General features: G+C 69.2%; 18 protein-coding genes. 13 read left to right on the top strand and 5 right to left on the bottom strand.

What is annotated here, in order from left to right:
* Genes AB0J58_RS26440 through AB0J58_RS26490 form a run of 11 tightly spaced genes read left to right on the top strand, consistent with a single transcriptional unit; the run spans position 1 to position 12,466 of the window.
* A complete protein-coding gene (locus tag AB0J58_RS26440) occupies positions 1-1,299 on the top strand; it encodes a SidA/IucD/PvdA family monooxygenase (protein WP_364220128.1) in 1,299 nt (432 codons plus the stop codon).
* 38 nt (positions 1,300-1,337) lie between these two features.
* Positions 1,338-1,703 (top strand): cupin domain-containing protein, encoded by a 366-nt coding sequence (locus tag AB0J58_RS26445; protein WP_364220131.1) that lies wholly within the window; start codon positions 1,338-1,340, stop codon positions 1,701-1,703.
* Positions 1,700-3,235: a class I tRNA ligase family protein gene (locus AB0J58_RS26450; RefSeq protein WP_364220134.1), complete on the top strand. Its 1,536-nt coding sequence runs from the start codon at positions 1,700-1,702 to the stop codon at positions 3,233-3,235. Before AB0J58_RS26445 ends, AB0J58_RS26450 begins: the two co-directional genes overlap by 4 nt.
* Complete coding sequence (locus AB0J58_RS26455; protein ID WP_364220137.1) at positions 3,232-4,491, top strand: ATP-grasp domain-containing protein; 1,260 nt, start codon at positions 3,232-3,234, stop codon at positions 4,489-4,491. Before AB0J58_RS26450 ends, AB0J58_RS26455 begins: the two co-directional genes overlap by 4 nt.
* A complete protein-coding gene (gene ddaH / locus AB0J58_RS26460; protein ID WP_343965230.1) occupies positions 4,488-5,336 on the top strand; it encodes a dimethylargininase in 849 nt (282 codons plus the stop codon). Before AB0J58_RS26455 ends, ddaH begins: the two co-directional genes overlap by 4 nt.
* Complete coding sequence (locus tag AB0J58_RS26465) at positions 5,333-5,710, top strand: hypothetical protein (protein ID WP_037969750.1); 378 nt, start codon at positions 5,333-5,335, stop codon at positions 5,708-5,710. The genes ddaH and AB0J58_RS26465 overlap by 4 nt, the downstream gene beginning before the upstream one ends.
* The gene (locus AB0J58_RS26470) at positions 5,707-7,512 is read left to right on the top strand and encodes an ABC transporter substrate-binding protein (RefSeq protein ID WP_364220141.1); all 1,806 of its coding nucleotides are present in this window, start codon (positions 5,707-5,709) and stop codon (positions 7,510-7,512) included. The genes AB0J58_RS26465 and AB0J58_RS26470 overlap by 4 nt, the downstream gene beginning before the upstream one ends.
* Before the next feature lie 3 nt (positions 7,513-7,515).
* A complete protein-coding gene (locus AB0J58_RS26475) occupies positions 7,516-8,865 on the top strand; it encodes a cation:proton antiporter (RefSeq protein ID WP_364220144.1) in 1,350 nt (449 codons plus the stop codon).
* 1 nt (position 8,866) lies between these two features.
* The gene (locus tag AB0J58_RS26480) at positions 8,867-10,105 is read left to right on the top strand and encodes an ATP-grasp domain-containing protein (RefSeq protein WP_364220147.1); all 1,239 of its coding nucleotides are present in this window, start codon (positions 8,867-8,869) and stop codon (positions 10,103-10,105) included.
* Positions 10,102-11,406: an MFS transporter gene (locus tag AB0J58_RS26485; RefSeq protein WP_343965240.1), complete on the top strand. Its 1,305-nt coding sequence runs from the start codon at positions 10,102-10,104 to the stop codon at positions 11,404-11,406. The genes AB0J58_RS26480 and AB0J58_RS26485 overlap by 4 nt, the downstream gene beginning before the upstream one ends.
* Positions 11,407-11,419: 13 nt before the next feature.
* Positions 11,420-12,466 (top strand): FAD-dependent oxidoreductase, encoded by a 1,047-nt coding sequence (locus AB0J58_RS26490; protein ID WP_343965242.1) that lies wholly within the window; start codon positions 11,420-11,422, stop codon positions 12,464-12,466.
* Between the two features lie 53 nt (positions 12,467-12,519).
* On the opposite strand, the gene AB0J58_RS26495 is transcribed toward AB0J58_RS26490, so the two are convergent.
* From AB0J58_RS26495 to AB0J58_RS26505, 3 genes are read right to left on the bottom strand one after another with little or no spacing between them, the layout of a single operon-like run.
* A complete protein-coding gene (locus AB0J58_RS26495) occupies positions 12,520-13,206 on the bottom strand; it encodes a hypothetical protein (protein ID WP_364220150.1) in 687 nt (228 codons plus the stop codon).
* 23 nt (positions 13,207-13,229) lie between these two features.
* Positions 13,230-14,063, bottom strand: a complete 834-nt coding sequence (locus AB0J58_RS26500; protein ID WP_343965246.1) for a BTAD domain-containing putative transcriptional regulator — start codon at positions 14,061-14,063, stop codon at positions 13,230-13,232.
* Positions 14,064-14,104: 41 nt separating this feature from the next.
* Positions 14,105-14,443 (bottom strand): hydroxyisourate hydrolase, encoded by a 339-nt coding sequence (locus AB0J58_RS26505; RefSeq protein WP_326641313.1) that lies wholly within the window; start codon positions 14,441-14,443, stop codon positions 14,105-14,107.
* Between the two features lie 254 nt (positions 14,444-14,697).
* On the opposite strand from AB0J58_RS26505, the gene AB0J58_RS26510 reads away from it, so the two are divergent.
* Together AB0J58_RS26510 and AB0J58_RS26515 are read left to right on the top strand one after the other, a co-directional pair.
* On the top strand, positions 14,698-14,850 hold the full coding sequence (locus AB0J58_RS26510) for a hypothetical protein (protein WP_343965251.1): 153 nt from the start codon (positions 14,698-14,700) through the stop codon (positions 14,848-14,850).
* Positions 14,851-15,205: 355 nt separating this feature from the next.
* Positions 15,206-18,295: a BTAD domain-containing putative transcriptional regulator gene (locus AB0J58_RS26515; RefSeq protein WP_364220154.1), complete on the top strand. Its 3,090-nt coding sequence runs from the start codon at positions 15,206-15,208 to the stop codon at positions 18,293-18,295.
* 163 nt (positions 18,296-18,458) lie between these two features.
* Here AB0J58_RS26515 and AB0J58_RS26520 read toward each other — a convergent pair whose 3' ends face one another.
* Together AB0J58_RS26520 and AB0J58_RS26525 are read right to left on the bottom strand one after the other, a co-directional pair.
* The gene (locus AB0J58_RS26520) at positions 18,459-18,869 is read right to left on the bottom strand and encodes a peptidase inhibitor family I36 protein (protein ID WP_364220157.1); all 411 of its coding nucleotides are present in this window, start codon (positions 18,867-18,869) and stop codon (positions 18,459-18,461) included.
* A gap of 31 nt (positions 18,870-18,900) precedes the next feature.
* Positions 18,901-19,284, bottom strand: coding sequence for a peptidase inhibitor family I36 protein (locus tag AB0J58_RS26525; RefSeq protein WP_364220160.1), 384 nt, complete (start codon positions 19,282-19,284; stop codon positions 18,901-18,903).
* Positions 19,285-19,419 lie beyond the last annotated feature (135 nt).

The raw sequence follows: 19,419 nt of genomic DNA on the forward strand, positions 1-19,419 counted from the left end.
GTGAAGCACCAGGAAGTCGAGTTACTCGCTCTCGGCGCAGGGCCGTCCAACCTCGCCCTCGCCGTGGCTCTCGAAGAGCTCGCTCCGGAACTGGCAACCAGAACGCTGATCATAGAACAGCACGAGAACGTGGCCTGGCATCGGGGAATGCTGCTGCCTTGGACGCAGAGTCAGGTCTCCTTCCTCAAGGACCTGGTCACCCTGAGGAACCCGCAGAGCAGATTCTCCTTCGTGAATCACCTGCACTCGGTGGGAAGGCTCACTGAATTCGTCAACCTGGGTAGTTTCACCCCGTACAGAATGGAGATCTCGAATTACCTGCTCTGGGTCGCGGAGTCGCTCGCCCAGGTGCGCATCGAGTACGGCCGGCGTTGCGTGGCGGTCGAGCCGGTCCTGTCCGGTGACGGCCAGGTCGAGCGCTGGATCGTCCGGCTCGCCGACGGCTCGACCATCGGCTGCCGCACCCTGGTGGTCGGCGCGGGCCGCGACGCGCACATCCCCGAGGTGTTCGAGACGCTCCCTCGCGAGCGGATCATCCACAGCACCGAGTTCAGCCAGAAGGTCGCCGGACTCGACCACGCCGCCCCGCACCGGGTCGCGGTCATCGGCGGCGCGCAGAGCGCGGCCGAGATGCTGTGGGCCACCCACCAGAGCATGCCCAACGCCGAGTGCACGATGATCATGCGCTCCATCGGCCTCAACGGCTACGAGAGCAGCAAGTTCACCAACGAGCTCTTCTACGCCTCCTTCGTCGACGAGTTCTACGAGTCGCGCCCCGAGGCCCGCCGCCAGCTGCTCGACGAGATGCACCGGACCAACTACGCGGGTCTCTCCCCGGGCATGCTCGAAAACCTCTACCGGCAGATCTACCTGGAGCGCCTCACCGGGCAGGAGAGGATCCAGATAATCACGATGGCCGAGATCTCCCAGGCCAGGATCGACGGCGACGAGATCGTCCTCACCCTCAAGGACAGGAAGAGCGGCCGTCACGACGAGCTGCCCTGCGACGTCCTGCTGCTCGGCACCGGCTTCGACCGCCGGATGCCCTCGCTGATCCGCGACCTGGCCGCCAGGGCCGGCCTCGGCGAGATCGGTGTCGACCGTGCCTACAAGCTGGCCCTGCCCGCCGGGTCGAGCGCCGCCTGTTACCTGCAGGGCGTCAACGAGGACACGCACGGCATCGCCGACTCCCTGCTCAGCACGCTGGCCAACCGGGCCGAAGAGATCGTCGGCGACATCCAGGAGAGCCGGGCCACCGCCGAGCTCCTGTCCCCGTTCGCCCTCCCGGTCGCCTCCTGATCCCCCAGCCCCCCTGAAACCCCCCGAGGAGAATCCCCGTGGACCTCCGTTCCTATGACCCTGCCCACCTGCGCCCGGACAACGGCCTGCTCGCCAAGAGACTGCTGCCCTGGGAGACGCTGAACGCCCCGTTCGAGGGGGCCTGGTGCGTCATCGCGCCCGGCACCGCCTCGACCCGGCACGCCCACCACGAGTACGAGATCTTCATCGCGGTCTCCGGCGAGGCGGTCCTGGAGAGCGAGGGCGAGCGCGCCCGCTTCGCCGCCGGGGACGTCGCCTACTTCCCGCCCGGCACCGACCACCAGGTGGTCAACGACGGCACCGCCGACTTCGAGATGTACGGCATCTGGTGGGACCACGACCTCGCCCGCACGTTCGAGACCCGGCACCTGGAGGAGAAATGACGGGGACGATCGTCATCGCCGCCACCCCGACGCCGAACGGCGACCTGCACGTCGGCCACATGGCCGGCCCCTACATCGCCGGTGACGTCTACGCCCGCTACCTGCGGGCCGACGGCCGCCCCGTCAACTACAACACCTGCACCGACGACAGCCAGTCCTACATGATCTCGACCGCCCGCAAGCACGGCACCACGCCCGCCGAGCTGTGCGCGACCTCCACCGCGGCCATCCAGCGGTCGGTCGAGGCGATGGGCATCTCGCTGGCCCCGCTGCCGCCCGTCGACGACGCCTACCGGCAGACCGTGCTCGACTTCGTCACCGCCCTGCACCGCCAGGGCCGCTTCGAACTCCGTACCGTGCGCATGCCGTACGCGGAGAACGCCGGAACCCACCTGTTCGACGGGCTGGTCAAGGGCGAGTGCCCGGCCTGCCTGACCGAGAGCTGCGGCGGGTCGTGCGAGGGCTGCGGCCACCCCAACCACTTCGACGACCTCGGCGACCCGCGCTCGGTCCTGGACCCCGACGACCCGGTGACCTCGCGCGAGGTCACCGTCCTGGTCCTGCCCATCGAGAACTACCGGGAGGAGCTCACCGCCTACTACGCCGCCCGGACCAGCACCTGGCGTGGGCACAGCAGGCAGCTCATCCGCGAGATCCTGGCCCGGCCGCTCCCGGAGATCCCGATCACGGTGCCGTCACCGGGGTGGGGCATCGACGCCCCGTTCGCCGAGACCCCCGGGCAGATCCTCTACCCGTGGGTCGAGGCGATGCCCGCCTCGATCTACAGCACCTGGAAGGCGGCCGGCGGGCCCGAGGGCCCCGTCGACAGCGCTTGGCGTGCCGAGAGCGGCAACCACCTGGTCTACTTCCACGGCTTCGACAACGTCTACTTCTGGGGCATGGTCGACCTGGTCATGCTGCTGGCCCACGGCGACCGCTACATCACCCCGGACGCCAACGTCTGCAACGAGTTCTACGAGCTGGAGAACGAGAAGTTCTCCACCAGCCGTAACCACCTGATCCGCGGCGCCGACCTGGTCGCCGAGGTGCCGCGCGACCTCGTCCGGTTCTACCTCGCGCTCACCTGCCCCGAGGACCAGCGGGCCAACTTCACCAGGGAGGGACTCGACAAGGTCGCCGGCAGGCGGCTGCGCGAGCCGTGGAACGCGCTCGCCGACCGCCTCGACACCCTCGTCACCGACCCGGGGGAGGAGTTCAAGGTCACCGCCGCCGGCCGGCGCCGGGCCGCGGTGATCGTCGAGAGGTTCAGGCTCTGCTACGACCTCACCTCCTTCAGCCTGACCAGGGCGGCGGACGGCATCGTCACCCAGCTCGGCAGGCTGCTGACCGCCGAGCGTGACGAGACCGGCGACCTGCTGATGGAGGTACGCGCCTTCCTGGCCTGCGCCGCGCCCATCCTGATCGACGTCGCGGCCGAGGCCGAGGCGGCCGGCGTCGAGCTCACCCTCGACACCTCCGCCGAGACGATCGACGCCTTCTCACTACCGCGACTGCCCGGGAGTCCCCGATGAAACTCCTCGCCATCGAAGCCAGACAGAACGCCACCTACTACCAGTCCCGCTACCAGCAGGTTCAGGACTTCGGTGCCGAGCTCTACGTGCTCAACGGCATCGGCACCCCGGACTTCTGGCCGAAGGACCGCTACCGCGTCGTGGGTTCCCAGCGCATCGACGACCTCATCACCGAGGCCAAGAACTGGCACGAGCAGGAGCGCTTCGACGGGATCATCACCTTCTCCGAGTCGGCCGTGACCACGGTCGCGGCGGTCGCGGAGGCGCTCGGCCTGCCGGGCGTGGGCGTCGAGGCGGCCAGGACCAGCCGTAACAAGCTGCTGATGCGTGAGGCGCACCGCAGGTACGAAGCCCCGCATCCGGACTTCCGCTTCGTCACCGACCTGGGGGAGGCGCTCGGGGCCGCGGACGACTTCGGCTACCCGGTCATCCTCAAACCCACGCTGGGCGCCGCGAGCAACTTCGTGTTCAAGGTCGACGACCGCGAGGAGATGGCGGAGCTGTTCCCGCAGGCCCTTGAGGGCATCGAGGGGATGTCGTGGTTCGAGATGGAGGCGCACGGCCTCGACCTCGGCCCGCACGGCCTGCTGATCGAGTCGTTCCTGGACGGCGAGGAGTTCCTCATCGAGGCCGTGGCCTGGGACGACGAGGTCTACCTCGGCTCCATCGTGGACCGGATCACCGTCGAGGGCGGCACCTTCGACGACGACGTGCACCACGCGCCGACCTCGCTCACCACCGAGCAGGTGGCCGCGGTCCACCGGGTGGTCAGGGCCGGCGCGCACGCCCAGGGGCTGCGGCGCAGCGTGTTGCACGCCGAGGTCCGCTTCCACCGGGGCGAGCCGTACCTGCTGGAGATCGCGATCCGGCCCGGCGGCGGGGGGCTGGATCTCATCGCCGGGATCACCGCCACGCACAACCCGATCCGCGCGGTCATGGACGTGGCGCGCGGCGCCACGCCGAGGGTGCGCCACTACCGGCCGACCGGCGTCCACGTCACCGCGATGTGCCTGCTCTGCGACGCCGGCCGGATCGCCTCGATCGAGGTGCCGGCCGAGGTCGCCGAGTCCGACCGGGTCTTCTTCCTCAAGGTCACCGCCAGGCCCGGGGACGTCATCCGGCGCCCGCCGGAGGGCAACAGCATCCTCGGTTTCCTCGGCACCACCGGCACCTCCCTGGAGGACGCGAGGGAGACGATGCTCGACTACGCATCCAAGATCAACGTCACTTTCGTCCAGGAAGGAGAGCTGACATGACACAGTTGGCCGCAGAGGCGTCGCAGCGGACCCGGCGTGTGGCGCGCACCCGCCGCTACCTGATGTGCCCGCCCACCCACTTCGATGTCGTCTACTCCATCAACCCCTGGATGAACCCGGACAAGCCGGTCGACGGCGCGTTGGCCAGGCTCCAGTGGGACGGTCTGCTCCGCGCCTTCCTGGCGCTGGGCCACCAGGTGGAGTTCATCGAACCGCTGCCCGGCTACCCCGACATGGTGTTCGCCGCCAACGGCGCGACGGTCATCAACGGGAAGGTGCTCTCGGCCCGCTTCCGGTACGAGGAGCGGGCCGCGGAGGGCCCCGCCTACCTGGAGTGGTTCCGTGCCAGGGGCTACGAGACCCGCGAGGCGGTCCACGTCAACGAGGGCGAGGGCGACTACCTGCACGCCGGCAGGTACCTGCTGGCCGGCACCGGGTTCCGCACCGACATCCGTTCGCACCGCGAGGCGGAGCGGTTCTTCGGGATGCCCGTGGCGGGGCTGCGCCTGGTGGACCCGCACTTCTACCACCTCGACACCGCGCTGGCCGTGCTCGACCACGACCAGATCATGTACTACCCGGGAGCCTTCTCCAAGGAGAGCCAGGGCGTGCTGCGCGTCCTGTACCCCGACGCGATCATCGCCACCGAGGCCGACGCCGAGGTGTTCGGGCTGAACGCCGTCTCCGACGGCCGCCACGTCCTGATGCCGCCCTCGGCCACCCACCTGATGGACGAGCTGCGCGAGCGCGGCTACGAGCCCATCGGCGTCGAGCTCTCCGAGCTGCTGAAGTCCGGTGGCAGCGCCAAGTGCTGCACCCTCGAACTCAGGGCGGGCCGATCATGATCGACTACGACGGGCGCCGCTTCACCACCGGCGGCGTCCCTCCCACCGAGAGGCACCCGATCGCCCTGTACCGCCAGGACGGGGACCTGCTGTGGGGCGAGTTCTCCGGCGGGCACGCCCGCCGGGGGACCCTCACCGGGCTCTGCGCCCCCGACGGCACCCTCGACTTCGCCTACACCATGGTCCTCGACAACGGCGCCGTCGTTTCGGGCCACTGCCGCAGTACCCCGGAACTGCTCCCCGACGGCCGCGTGCTGCTCCACGAGACGTGGGAGCGCTACGGCGCCCACGCGGACAGCGGCGTGTCACTGCTCGAGGAGATCGACCCGAAGACGTTCGCCCAGAACCACCAGACGACGGAGAGCCGGACATGACCCTGAACACCATCGCCCGCCCGAACGTGGAGAAGCCCGTCAAGGGCGGCACCGTGACCTGGGCCTGCGCGCCGGGATTCCCCCCGTCCATCATCTTCCCCTTCACCCCGCCCGAGCGCTTCGGCACCCGCAACCTGCTCGAGTTCCAGATCCTGATGTACCGGCCGCTCTACTTCTTCGGCACGCACGGCACCCCCGAGGTCGACTACGACCTCAGCATCGGCGAGCCGCCGCAGTGGAGTGAGGACGGACTGACCGTCACCGTCACCGTCAAGCCCTGGAAGTGGTCCAACGGCGAGACGATCTGCGCGGACAACGTGCTGTTCTGGGTGAACATGATGGCGGTCAAGGGCGAGCGCTACGGCGAGTACGTCCCGGGCTGCTTCCCCGACAACCTGGTCTCCTACGGCAAGCTCGCCGAGGACAAGGTCTACTTCACCTTCGACAAGGTCTACTCCAAGCGCTGGGTGCTGATGAACCAGCTCAGCACCATCACCCCGATGCCAAAGGCGTGGGACCGCACCGCGGAAGGGCCTTCCGACGCCTCCTACAGCCTGGAGAACGTGGCCGCGGTCTACGACTTCCTGATGGGGGAGAACGGCGGCGTCATCGAGGAGGACAACTCCGACCGGGTGCACTGGGCGACAAGCCCGGTGTGGAGCGTGGTCAGCGGCCCGTGGCGGCTGAAGAGCTACACCATGGAGGGCGTCGTCACCTTCGTCCCCAACGAGCACTACTCGGGACCGAACAAGGCGCACCTGGACGAGTTCCGCCAGGTCCCCTTCATGTCCGACGGTGAGGAGTACCAGAAACTGCTGGAGGGACCGGACGGACCCGACGGCATCCAGGTCGGTTACCTGCCGCTGAGCTTCAGCGCCGAGCCGACGGACGACCCTACCAAGGGCGGCCCCAACCCGCTGGGCGACAACTACACGCTGGTCCCGCAGGCGGCCTTCTGCATCCGCTACATCCCGCTCAACTACAACAACCCGACGGTCGCCGGCAAGATGCTCGCCCAGACCTACATCAGGCAGGCGATGCAGCACGCCCTGGACCAGGACCGGGCGGCCCGCGACATCTACCACGGCTACGCCTACCGGCAGGACGGCCCGGTGCCCCGCTACCCGGTGAGCGACCTGGTCTCGCCCACCCTGCAGGGCGCGCCGATCCTGCCCTTCGACCCCGACCGGGCCCGCGAGCTGCTGGAGGCCAACGGCTGGGACACCAGCGTGACGCCCGCCGTCTGCGTCAACCCCGGAGAGGGGCCCGGCCAGGCCGGGGCGGGCATCCCCGGCGGTACCAAGCTCAGCTTCTCCCTCAGGTACGCCGAGGGCCGGCCCGCGCTCACCCGGCTGATGGAGCAGTTCCGCGACGACGCCGTCAAGGCTGGCATCGAGCTGCGCCTGCAGGAGGTCTACGGCTCGGTCCTGGTGGCCGAGGACGCCCCCTGCGTCGCCGGGCCCGACAGCCCCTGCCTGTGGGAGCTGAGCACCTGGGGCGGCGGCTGGGTGTACCACTACCCGAGCGGCGAGATCCTGTTCCGGACCGACGCCGGCGGCAACTTCGGCCACTACACCGACCCCAAGGCCGACGAGCTCATCGATCGCACCCTGACCAGCGACGACCCGGCCGCGCTCTACGAGTACCAGGACTACATCGCCGAGCAGGTCCCGGTCATCTTCATCCCGAACTTCTCGCTGCGGTTGTTCGAGGTGGCCAACAACCTCCGGGGCTTCGAGCCGATCAACCCCTTCGGGATGATCAGCCCGGAGAACTGGTACTACGTGGAGAAGGACAGCTGACCAATGCCACTCGCCGTGGCGCCCGTCGCCGTCATCCCCGCGCAGAACCTCATGATCCTGCTGCTGCAACTCGGGCTGCTGCTGGGCCTGGCCACCGTCCTGGGCCGCCTGGCCGTCCGGCTCGGGCTGCCCGCCCTGCTCGGTGAGCTCAGCGCCGGCATCCTGATCGGCCCCTCGCTGCTCGCCAACATCGCCCCCGACTTCTCCGCCTGGCTGCTCCCCACCGACCCGGCCAGATTCCACATGATCGACGCAGTCGGACAGCTCGGCGTCCTGCTGCTGGTGGGTCTGACCGGCATGCACCTGGACCTCGGCTTCATCCGCCGCCAGGGCAGGACCGCCGCCTGGATCAGCGGCATGGGACTGATCATCCCGCTGGTCCTCGGCGTCGGGATCGGCTTCCTGGCCCCCGTCGAGATGATCGCCGAGGGCGTCGACCACACGGTCTTCGCGCTCTTCCTCGGCGTCGCGCTCTGCGTCAGCGCCATCCCCGTCATCGCCAAGGTGCTGATGGAGATGCGCCTGCTCCACCGCGACATCGGCCAGCTCATCCTGAGCAGCGCGGTCGTCGACGACGTGGTCGGCTGGCTGCTGCTCTCGGTGGTCTCCGCACTCGCCACCGCCGGGGCGCGCACCGGGCAGGCCGCGCTGACCGCGATCGCGCTGCTCGCCGCGCTCGTCCTGGTGGCGATCCTGCTCGGCCGCCGGGTGGTGGCCAGGGTGCTGCGCGCCGCCGACCGGGGCGGGAGCGCCACCACCATCGCCGCGGTGACGATCATGATCCTGCTCTCGGCCGCGGCCACCCAGTCGATGGGGTTCGAGGCCATCCTCGGCGCCTTCGTCTGCGGCGCGCTCGTCGGCTCCGCACCGGACCTGAAGGTCGCCAGGCTGGCCCCGCTGCAGACGCTCGTCGCCGCGGTGCTGGCACCGATCTTCTTCGCCACGGCGGGCCTGCGGATGGACCTGACCGAGCTGGCCAAGCCGCCCGTGCTGGTGGCGGGGATCGTGGTGCTGACCGTCGCCATCGCCGCCAAGTTCGCCGGCGCCTACCTCGGGGCGCGCATCGCCAGGCGTACCAAGTGGGAGGCCCTGGCCCTGGGCGCGGGTCTCAACTCCCGGGGCGTGATCGAAGTGATCATCGCGATGGTCGGCCTCCGCCTGGGCGTGCTCACCACCGCGTCCTACACGGTCATCGTCCTGGTCGCGGTCGTGACCTCGATGATGGCGCCACCGCTGCTGCGCTACGCGGCCGCCAGGATCGCCCCCACCGAGGACGAGTCCGTCCGCGAGGAGTTCTTCGACACCCTGCAGGGCTCCGACCGGGAGCTCGTGACCACCGCCAAGGAGGCGTGAGATGACCACCGACACCAGGCCGCTGATCCTGGTGGTCGCGACGGGAATGCGGCACTACCGCGAGTACCTGCTGCGCTCCATCGCCACCGAATACCGCATCCACCTCCTGGTGACCGCCGAACCCGGCTGGGAGCAGGAGTACGTCACCGGCTGGACCGTGGTCGCCGACACCACCGACGGCCCCGCGATGGCGGGCGTCGCACTGGAGCTGGCCGCCCGCGAACCCGTGCACGGGGTGCTCTGCTGGGACGAGGCCAGGATCCTGGCCGCCTCGTACGTCTCCGAGGCCCTCGGCCTGCCCGGCGGCGACCCCGAGATGGTGCGCCGCTGCCGCGACAAGCACCGCACCCGCGTCGCGCTCGACGCGCTCGGCGTGCCGCAGCCCAGGTCGCTGGCCGTCGCCACGCTGGAGGAGGCCCTGCGGGCCGCGGAGGAGGTCGGCTATCCGGCCATCCTCAAGCCGCGCGGCCTCGGTGGCAGCCTGGGCGTCATCAGGGTCGAGGATCCCGCGGAGCTGGCGGAGCGGTTCGCCTTCGTCAGCGAGCTGACGGTCCCCGACGGGGCGACGTACGAGATCCCCGTCCTGGTCGAGGAGTTCGCCGACGGCCCAGAGGTCAGCGTGGACGCCGTCGTCCAGGGCGGCGTGGTGACCCCGCTCTTCCTCGGCAGGAAGGTCCTGGGCTACGAGCCGTACTGCGAGGAGGTGGGTCACTTCGTCGACGCCCAGGACGCGCTCCTGCAGGACGCGGAGTTCTGCCGCGTCCTGCAGGACACGCACACCGCTCTCGGGTTCACCGACGGGTTCACCCACACCGAGATCAAGCTCTCCTCCAGGGGACTGCGCGTCATCGAGGTGAACGCCCGCCTGGGCGGGGACATGATCCCCTACCTCGGGCTGCTCACCACCGGGATCAACCCCGGCCTGGCCGCCGCCGCGGTGGCCTGCGGCCGTACCCCCGCGCTCGCCCCCGAGCGCAAGCTCGTGGGCGGGGTGCGTTTCTTCTACGTCGCCGAGGACGACACCACGATCGAGTCGATCGAGTTCGACGAGGCCGGCCTGCCCCCGGAGATCGACAGGGCGGTTGTGGTGGTCGCCCCCGGGGCGACCGTCTCGCCACCGCCCAAGGGCACCCTGTGGGGGCGTATCGCCTACGCCACCGCGCTGTCAGAGACCGTCGACGAGTGCCGGGCGGCGTTGGACGCCGCCGAGGCCGTCCTGAAGGTGAGGTCAACCACGTGACCGCCGTTGTCGAGAACGAGAAGAACATGCCTCCAGGCCCTCCGGACAAGCCGGACGACGGGGTGTTCGTCACCCTGCGGGAGACCCCGCGCGCCGTCAAGGCGCTGCTCTTCGGCGGCTTCATCAGCAGGCTCGCCGCGTTCATCCAGATCTATCTGGTGCTCTTCCTGACCGACCGGGGCTTCTCCGCCACCCAGGCGGGGCTCGCGCTGGGCGTGTACGGAGCCGGCGCGGTGGTGGGCTCGTTCGTCGGCGGATCGCTCTCCGACCGTCTCGGCGCCCGGACGGTCACGCTGATCAGCATGGGCGGCTCAGCGGCCCTGATCGTGTCCATCCTCTACGCCCCGACCTACACGCTGCTGCTCGCCGCGGTCTTCATGGTCAGCACGGTCGGCCAGTTCTACCGGCCGGCGGCCCAGACCATGCTGACCGAGCTGACGCCGAGGCACCGGGTCGTGATGATCACGGCGATGTACCGGCTCGGCCTGAACCTCGGCATGACCGCCGCCCCGCTGATCGGCGCCGCGCTGCTCTCCGTCTCCTACAACGCGCTCTTCTGGGGAGAGGCCGCCGCGGCACTGATCTTCGGTGTCACCGTGATGTTCGCGCTGCCCAGGCGCGGGGCACACGCCGCGTACGTCGCGAAGCAGCAGGAGGCGGTGGCGGAGAAGGCGGAGGAGGCGACGCAGGGCCGCTCCGGCTACCTCGCGGTGTTCGCCGACTGGCGCTACAGCGTCTACCTGCTCGCGATGCTGCTCACCTCCATCGTCTACTGCCAGTACACGGCCACCCTTCCGCTGGACATCTCCGCCGCCGGGATCAGCCTGTGGTGGTACGGCGCGGCCGTCTCGCTGAACGGCTTCATCGTCATCACCTGCGAGCTGGCGATGACGAAGGTCGTGCAGAAGTGGCCGATCCGGCTGACCGCGCTGCTCGGCCTCGGCCTGGTCTCGGTCGGTTACGCGATCTACGCGATATCCCCGCTGCCGATCTGGTTCATGATCGGCACCCTGGTCTGGACGCTCTCGGAGATCATCGGTGGGCCCACCACGTTCGCCTACCCCGCGCTGGCCGGCCCCGAGCGGCTCCGCGGCCGCTACATCGGCGCCATGCAGAGCGTCTTCGGGCTCGGCACCGCGATCGGGCCGGTGATCGGAACCCTGGTGTGGTTCCAGGTCGGACGCTCGGTGTGGCTGTGGGCGGCCCTGGTATCCGCGATCGCGACCGTGGCGGGCCTGATCGGCATGCGTGACCCGCACAAGGCCGAAGAGTCGCGGCCTGCGACCGCCTCGGCGACATGAACGGAGGAGTGAGATGCTCAGAATCGCTGTTGTGGGCGGTGGGATCGCGGGGGCCATGCTGGCCTGGCGGCTGTGCGAGGTCATCAGGGGCAGCGCCGTCCACCTGTACACCGGAGAGCCGCACAGGCGGGCCGACGCCAGCTCCGCCTCGGGCGGCCTGACCAGGGCGTTCGAACCGGACGCCGCGCTCTGCCTGGAGGCCGCCGACAGCCTGGCCGAGCTCCAGTCGAGTCCGGAGCTGCGCCAGTGGGCCTCCTACCGGGAGACCGGCTCGGTGTACCTGCTCCCCGGCCTGGGGCCGGGCACCGAAGGCCTGGTGGAACTGGTGCGCAGCCGGCTGCCCGGCTCGATCTCCCTGATCGGCGGCGAGGAGCTCAGCAGCCGCGGCACGTTCCGCGAGCTGCCCGAGGGAAGCGTGGCCGTCGTCGAGAAACGCGCGGGTTACCTCTCCCCGAACGCCTTCCGCGACCGGCTCCTGGTCGAGCTCGCCCGGTCGGGCGCGTTCGTCACCGACGGGCAGGTCGACGGGATCACCGCGGAGGCCGAGGTCCGCCCCGCCGAGGGCAGCCCGGCCAGGTTCGACGCCGTCGTGGTGGCGGCGGGGGCCTGGACCCAGGACCTGCTCGCCCGCACCGGCCTGTCGGACGCGGGACTGCGCACCAAGGTGATCCAGTACGTGCTCGGGCCCGCGGCCGGGAGGAATCCCGGCGCGTTCGTCGACGACACGTCCGGCCTGTACGGCAGGACGTACGCGGAGGGAAGGATCCTGCTCGGGCTGCCCACCGACAGATGGGACATCACCCCTGGAACCGTGCCGATCGACCCCGCCCTCACCAGCAGGATCCTGGATGTCGCCGAGTCCAGGATCGGGTACCGCCCGCCAGGCGGTGAGGTCAGGGCCGTCACCGCGGTCGAGTGCTACCACCCCACGGGCGGGCTGTCGCTGCGCCCCCTGGCGAAGGGCGTCTACACCTTCACCGGGGGCAGCGGCGGCGCGGGCAAGACGGTGCTCGCCGCGAGCCGCACGGCCGCGCGAAGCCTGGTCAGGTCATTGCGCTGACCGGCGAGAGGAGGGCCTGGCCGGGGCGCGGTGAACGTCACCGCGGCACCCGGTCAGGTCGTCGCGGTGAACACCAGATAGCAGTAGTCGTCCAGCATCTTCGCCAGCGGCCGACCCGGCCGACCCAGCCGCACCGCCAGCGCCTCCTCGTCGAGACCGGCCTCCGCGAGGAGGCGCCGCGCCCACCGGCGGCCCAGCCGCAGGTGCGCGCGGTAGGCGTCGGCGCCGCGGGCACCGTGCAGGGCGTCGGCGATGGCGGCGTCCCAGGGCATCAGCGCTCGCGGGCGCAGGGCGTGCAGCATCTTGGTCGCCGCGGTCGGCCCCAGCGAGCGGGGTCTGGATCCGGGGGCCGCCCGCATCGCCGCGAGGTCCGCGTAGCACTCGCCCACCGCGTCGATCTCGACGTCGCCCAGCTGGGCGAGTGCGACGTCCCGGCCGGGAAGGCGATCCCGCCAGCGCTCCCACCAGGCGCCGGTCTCCGCGCAGAAGACGTCCGGCTCGCCCTCGCGCGGGTAGCGCAGCCGGCACCCCCAGGCGTTCAACCAGGTCAGCAGTGCCCGGCGATGGGCCGCGAGCGCCGGGTCGACCCACGGCCCGGTCGCCAGCAGCAGCCGTTCCCAGGACCGCTCGGCCGCGGTGTAGCCGGCGAACTCGCCGACCGCCGCGCGCAGGCGCTCCAGGTCAGGCCCCCCGTCCGTGCCGGAGCCTCCCGGGCCGGAGGCGGCGGAACGCGATCCCATCTCCCACGACGGAGTCGTCATGGTCACCGGCCGGTCAACGGCGGCCGGCTCCGGCCCCGCATCAGCGCGGCCAGCAGCCGTTCGGTGCGCTCGTTCGGCTCCACCCCGAGGTCGGTGCGGAGCCGGTGACGGCACACCTCGTACCAGCTCAGGACGCGGCCGAGCTCGTCGAGCTCGCCGTGCATCATCATCAGGGTCTGGTAGGTGGCCTCGTGGTGGGGGTCGACGTCGAGGGTCCGGCGGCACCAGTGCATCGCGGCCGGCCAGTCCTCTCGCTCCAGCGACTCGCTGCGCAGCGCGGACAGCGCGCGCAGGGCGGTCCCGCGCATCCACTGCCGCTGCTCGTTGATCCAGCCGCCGGTCTCGCCGGTGAGGAAGTCACCGATGTAGAGGTCGGCGGTGCGCTGGAACCAGGCGATCGCGGTGTCGTGGTCCTTGGCGACCCAGGCGTCCCGGCCCCGGTCGAAGGCGCGCTGGAACTCCTCGATGTCCACCCACGCGCTGTTCGTCCGCAGCAGGTAGCCGTGGTTCTGGTGGAGCAGGGTGAAGCCGTCCCGGTCCTCGAACTCGTTGAGCACCCGGCGTACGCCGTGCACGGCCACCTTGAGCGAGCTGGAGTGGTGGTCCGCTCTCTCCGGCCACAGCACCTCGTGCAGCCGGTCCCGGTGGACGAACCGGTCACGGTTGACCAGCAGGTACTGGAACAGGGCCCGGGCCTTGCCGGCGCGCCAGTGCGACACGGCCTGCCCGTCGACCTCCAGACGGAAGTTGCTCAGGCAGCGGGCGACGACCGAGGGCGTGCCCTCGTCGGCTCCGGAGTTGTGGGGGCCAGGTACCGCCAATTGTTGAACAGGCATGTTCGCTTCCCTCAGGAGAACGGACTCCGCCGCTCGCGGAGTCAACCGCGGACGCCGAAATACGTCGTGTACGAGTGCGGTGCCAGCACGACCTGGATGTGATAGGGCATGCACTCGTCGTGCATTCTGAACATCACCGTGACCTCCGGGTAGGAGGTGGTCATGCCAAGCCCGGCGAAATAGTGGTCGGTGGCGAGGACGAGACGATAGAGCCCGCGCTCCATGAACTCGTCCATCCATTCTTTTACGTTTCCCTCGATGTCGGTCTCTCCCTCGGAGACCTGTTGCCAGTCCGCGCCCACGGCTCGCTCCAGGCGAGCTCGGACACCGGCCGCGGATCGGCCGTAGACGCCGTCAAGTGCCTGCGTGGCGATGCTCATGGTGAGGATACCCATCTTCTGGTCGGGGCCGCTTGACCTGTATCACGCGACCTCGGTCCCATCAGGTTCCACCGGAGCGTTATCCGTCCGCTTTCGGCCCGCTATCCATCGGCTACCGCCCCCTATCTTTTCCCGGCGAATGGGGCGGATGTCGGATCAGAAGAGATCGGATAAAGGCTGGATAGGGGGGCTGCCTACGTTTTGAAGCAGACAGGCGAACAGCAGCCAGGAAGACACGACAAGAGGTGCAGAAAATGCGGAAATTCGCTAGCTCCAACGCTCTCCGGTCCATCATCGCCGCCACCGCCATCCTGGGATGCCTCGGCCTCACCGCCGTCCTCCCCGCAGTCGCCGCCGGCGGATCCCCGGAGACCGTGGTGCTCGCCAGCAACACTCCCTGGGGCTGAACCGCACCCCCGCCCGGTGGTCGCCGGCGGCGGGATTCGCCGGAGCGGTCGGAGCCGTCCAAGGCCCGGCCGCTTCTTCGCGTCTCAAACCCACCCGTTAGTCGCAAGTCAGGCCAGACCTTAACAAAACCCCCTGGTTCTCCACTCAGCGACGTTGTATGATCCCGGGCAGACAGCGGTTCATGCACATAAAATCACCCGTCGTGATCACTGAGTTATATGTCTGGGGTTACGGTCGGCCGAAATTCGATATATTTTCCTGAGTTTAAGTTAATGGTCAGGTGCCTGACGTCTCTCTTACGCAACACCATGCGGTGATTTCCTGGACAGGCCGCGACTCTGTAAGGAGATTCGGGTGGAGTATCGGATCCTCGGTCCTCTGGAAGTCGTGGCCGGTTCCCAGCGCCTGGATCTGGGAGCACCCCGGCAACAGGTGGTTCTCGGTTGCCTTCTGCTGGAGGCCAATCGCATGGTCACCATCGGGCGACTGACCGACGCGATCTACGGTGACGACCTTCCCAGCACGTCGCGCGCGCAGGTGCAGATCTGTATCTCCTCACTCCGGCGACTGTTCGCCGCCCACGGCAACCTCGACGTCATCGCGACCCATTCCCAGGGATACACCCTGCGGGTCACCGAGGGGCAGCTCGACTCCCAGAACTTCGAGAACCTGCTGAGCCAGGCCCGCCAGGCCCGTGAGAACCGCAACCCGGAGGAGGCGGTCAGACACTACCGGGACGCGCTCGCCCTCTGGCGGGGCCCCGCCCTCGACGGCCAGGAGAGCCGGCTCGTGCAGGCGGCGGTCAGCAGGCTGACCGAGCGCCGGATCAACGCCAACGAGGACTGCGTCGATCTGGAACTGGAACTCGGCAGGCACCACGAGCTGGTCGGCGAACTCAGTGAGCTCGTCGAGGAACACCCGCTCAGGGAGCGGCTACGCGGCCAGTTGATGCTCGCTCTCTACCGCTCCGGACGCCAGGCGGAGGCGCTGACGGTCTACCGCCGCGCCCGCCAGACGATGATCGACGAGTTGGGCATCGAGCCCAACGAGAGCCTGCAGCAACTCGAGTACGCGATCCTCACCTCCGACGAGAGCCTTGACCCGCCGGAGCGGCAGCAGCAACAGCCGCAGCAGCTCCAGCGCCACGGCGAGGCGAACGAGGTGCCGGTCGCCCACCGGGCCGTACCCCGGCTGCTTCCCACCGACATCGCGGACTTCACCGGCCGGATCAAACTGGTCGAGGCCATCCGCAGCCAGCTCACCTTCGCCGCGGAGGACCGGCAGCGACTCGCCGTGCCCATCATCGCCGTGGTCGGCAAGCCGGGGATCGGCAAGTCCACGATCGCGGTGCACGTCTCGCACAGCGTCGCCGGCCGCTACGAGGACGGTCAGCTCTTCGCCGACCTGCACGGAGGGGAGTCGCGCCCGCTCGGTTCCGGGCAGGTGCTCGAACGCTTCCTGCGGGCGCTGGGCGTGCCGGGCGCCGCCATCCCCGACGGGGTGGACGAGCGGGCGGAGATGTACCGCGCGCTGCTCGCCGGACGCAGGATGCTGATCGTCCTGGACGACGCCAGGAGCGAGAGCCAGGTGCTGCCCCTGCTTCCCGGCAATCCCGAGGCCGCGGTGATAATCACCAGCAGGACCCGGCTGGCCGGCCTGCCCGGTGCCGCCCACCTCGACGTGGACCTCTTCGACTCGCGGCAGTCGGTCGACCTGCTCTCCCGCATCGCGGGTATCGAACGGGTGCAGGCCGAGCACGAGGCGGCGGCCCGGCTGGCGGACCTCTGCGGCCACCTCCCGCTGGCGCTGCGCATCGCGGGCGCCAGGCTCGCGGCCCGGCCGCACTGGACGATCGACCAGCTGGTGGGCCGGCTCGAAGACGAGACCCGCAGGCTCGACGAGCTCAAACACGGGGACCTGGGCATCAGGGCGAGCATCTCCCTGACCTACGAAAGCGTCAGCGAGGACGCGCGGAGGCTGTTCAGGCGCCTGGCCATCCTGGAGTTCCGGCACTTCTCCGGCTGGGTCGCCGCCGCGCTGCTCGACAGCAACCCCTCCGACGCCCAGGACCTGCTCGACGACCTGGCCGACACCCAGCTGATCGAGGCGACGGACACCGGATACGGCGTGCACGGCCAGTACCGCTTCCACGACCTGATCCGCGTCTTCGCCCGCGAGCGCCTCGCCACCGAGGAGGCGGTCGCCGACCGCAAGGCCGCGCTGGAGAGGGTGCTCGGCGGGCTGCTCTTCCTGACCGGGGAGGCGCACCGCCGCGAGTACGGCGGCGACTACGTACAGGTGCACAGCGAAGCCCCGCGCTGGTCGCTGCCCGACCGGCTGGTCGAGAAGCTGGTCATGGCCCCCCTGCCCTGGTACGAGCGCGAGCGGCTGACACTGGTCGCGGGGATCCGCCAGGCGGCGCAGGCCGGGTTCGTCGAGCTCTGCTGGGATCTCGCGATCAGCGCCGTGACCCTGTTCGAGTCGAGGATCTACTTCGACGACTGGCGGGAGACCCACGAGGTCGCGCTGGCCGCCGCCCGGCGGGCCGGGGACCGCAGGGGGCAGGCGGCGATGCTCTACTCGATCGGCTCGCTCTACATCGCCGAGCAGCGGTTCGGAGACGCGCGCCGCGACTTCGAGGCGGCCGCGGAACTGTTCGAGGAGGCGGGCGACGACCTCGGCGTGGCCCTCGTCATCCGCAACATCGCCTTCCTGGACCGGATCAGCGGCCGGCTCGACGACGCCGTGGAACGCTACGAACGCGCACTGGCGATCTTCCGTAGGACCGATGACCAGGTCGCCTCCGCCTACGTGCTGCACAGTGTGGCCCAGATCAGGCTGGACTGCGAGGACCTCGAAGCGGCCAAGCTACTGCTGAGCGAGGCGCTGGAACTCAGCAGGGTCGGCGGCAGCCGCCGCGTGGAGGCACAGGTCCTGCACCGGCTGGGCGAGACCTACCTCCGCTCGGGAGAGCTGCCGTCGGCGGCCGAGGTCTTCGAACAGACGCTCACCACGGTACGCAACATCGGGGATCCGACCGGAGAGGCGTACGCCCTGCACGGCCTGGGCATCGCGCGGCTGCGCCAGGGCGACTTCACCGAGGCCGACCTCACGCTCCAGCGCGCCCTGGAACTGGCGAGCACCATGGGAGAGAAACTGGCCGAGGCGCGGGTCGTGCTCGGCCTCGGTGAGCTGGCGCTGGCCACCGACCAGACCGAACAGGCCATCGGCCGCTTCCACCAGGCCCTCGGCCTGTTCCACAAGATCGACGCGCCGTTCCACGTGGTCCGCGTCCTGGTCATGCTCAGCGAGGCGTACTCGGCCGTCGGCGAGACCGAGGCGGCGCTGAGCGTCTCGGAGGAGGCACTCGAACTGGCCGACACGATGCCCCCCGCGATCGCCGCCCAGATCCGCACCCAGCTGGCGGATCCTCCCGCCGGCTGACCCCGGCCGTGCCCGGTGGGAGGCGGCGGAGACGGCGCGGCCATGCCCTTGAACGGGGGACGTCCACGGACGCGGTGTCCGGAAAACGCCGGGCTCCTCAGGTCCACTGGTGCGACGGACGGACAGAGGCGCTTGGCCACGCCTCTGTCCGACAGCCTCGTTGTCAGCCCACGCAGATGGAGGACGTTCGGTCGTTGAAAGTGTTCCAGCCGAAGTAGGTGGCGTTCTGGTTGTAAATGGGCACGCCGTCCAGCCTGGCTATTGATTCACCCCGTGTCACGAAAATGAATTTTCCGTTTTGGTGGTAGTCCTGATGCAGGGTGACCGGCTGACCCGTGTTGTTGATAACCGACGATGCTCTGTCGTTGTGCGTCGGCGGCACGTTGAAGCAGTCGGGCAGGGGAGTCAGATACATGTATTCATATACGGCGCCGGTGAAATTGTAGTCCGTGAACAGGCAGATCCTGCCTGCGTTACAGTCGGAGGGCGCCGCGTTCGCCGGGACCGCCGGGAGAAGTGTGCCGCCGACGGCCAGAGCCGTGGCCGCGATGATCGAAAATTTACATGACCGCATGAGGTCCCTTCCTGTCGAGCCGTTCCACCTGTCAGCGGAGGCAGTAGGAGGATGCGCGGTCGTTGAAGGTGTTCCAGCCGAAGAAGGTGTTGTCCTCGTTGTAGATGATCTCATAATCGAGTCGATTGTCCGACGTATTCGGCCATATGTTGACGTATTTACCGCGCCCGTTGTAGTTCTGATACAGAGTGAGCATCTCCCCCGTGTTGTTGACAACCGACGATGCAGTGTCGTTGTACTGTGACGGTAAGTTGTAGCAGCCCGGTCTGAGCCGCAGCACCTCACCTTGGAATTCGTAATCCTTGAAGAGGCAGGCGGTGCCGGCGGCGCAGTCGGAAGGCGCTGCGTTCGCCGGGGTCGTGGGGAAGAGTGCGCCGATGACGGCCAGAGCCGCGGCCGAAACAACGGCGGACACGCGTGGTTGCACGGGGGGCCTTTCGGTTGAAGTTCGTTTCAGCAGGGCTCGCGGCCACATTCTTATTTGGGACCCGTCGCCCCCTGCTCAACGAATGCTGTCAGGAGGCAGTGGATTTCCAGTTGATTCGGCCCG

It is taken from the genome of Streptosporangium sp. NPDC049644 (genome assembly GCF_040675205.1).
GTDB lineage: Bacteria > Actinomycetota > Actinomycetes > Streptosporangiales > Streptosporangiaceae > Streptosporangium > Streptosporangium fukuiense.

What these genes read in the sequence shown, in the direction of transcription:
- AB0J58_RS26465 (WP_037969750.1), top strand. Translation starts at nt 5,333, where the DNA reads ATGATCGACTACGACGGGCGCCGCTTCACCACCGGCGGCGTCCCTCCC.
- AB0J58_RS26500 (WP_343965246.1), bottom strand. Translation starts at nt 14,063, where the DNA reads ATGCCTGTTCAACAATTGGCGGTACCTGGCCCCCACAACTCCGGAGCC.
- AB0J58_RS26520 (WP_364220157.1), bottom strand. Translation starts at nt 18,869, where the DNA reads ATGCGGTCATGTAAATTTTCGATCATCGCGGCCACGGCTCTGGCCGTC.
- AB0J58_RS26495 (WP_364220150.1), bottom strand. Translation starts at nt 13,206, where the DNA reads ATGGGATCGCGTTCCGCCGCCTCCGGCCCGGGAGGCTCCGGCACGGAC.
- AB0J58_RS26450 (WP_364220134.1), top strand. Translation starts at nt 1,700, where the DNA reads ATGACGGGGACGATCGTCATCGCCGCCACCCCGACGCCGAACGGCGAC.
- AB0J58_RS26510 (WP_343965251.1), top strand. Translation starts at nt 14,698, where the DNA reads ATGCGGAAATTCGCTAGCTCCAACGCTCTCCGGTCCATCATCGCCGCC.
- AB0J58_RS26455 (WP_364220137.1), top strand. Translation starts at nt 3,232, where the DNA reads ATGAAACTCCTCGCCATCGAAGCCAGACAGAACGCCACCTACTACCAG.
- AB0J58_RS26480 (WP_364220147.1), top strand. Translation starts at nt 8,867, where the DNA reads ATGACCACCGACACCAGGCCGCTGATCCTGGTGGTCGCGACGGGAATG.
- AB0J58_RS26470 (WP_364220141.1), top strand. Translation starts at nt 5,707, where the DNA reads ATGACCCTGAACACCATCGCCCGCCCGAACGTGGAGAAGCCCGTCAAG.
- AB0J58_RS26505 (WP_326641313.1), bottom strand. Translation starts at nt 14,443, where the DNA reads ATGAGCATCGCCACGCAGGCACTTGACGGCGTCTACGGCCGATCCGCG.
- ddaH (WP_343965230.1), top strand. Translation starts at nt 4,488, where the DNA reads ATGACACAGTTGGCCGCAGAGGCGTCGCAGCGGACCCGGCGTGTGGCG.
- AB0J58_RS26475 (WP_364220144.1), top strand. Translation starts at nt 7,516, where the DNA reads ATGCCACTCGCCGTGGCGCCCGTCGCCGTCATCCCCGCGCAGAACCTC.
- AB0J58_RS26490 (WP_343965242.1), top strand. Translation starts at nt 11,420, where the DNA reads ATGCTCAGAATCGCTGTTGTGGGCGGTGGGATCGCGGGGGCCATGCTG.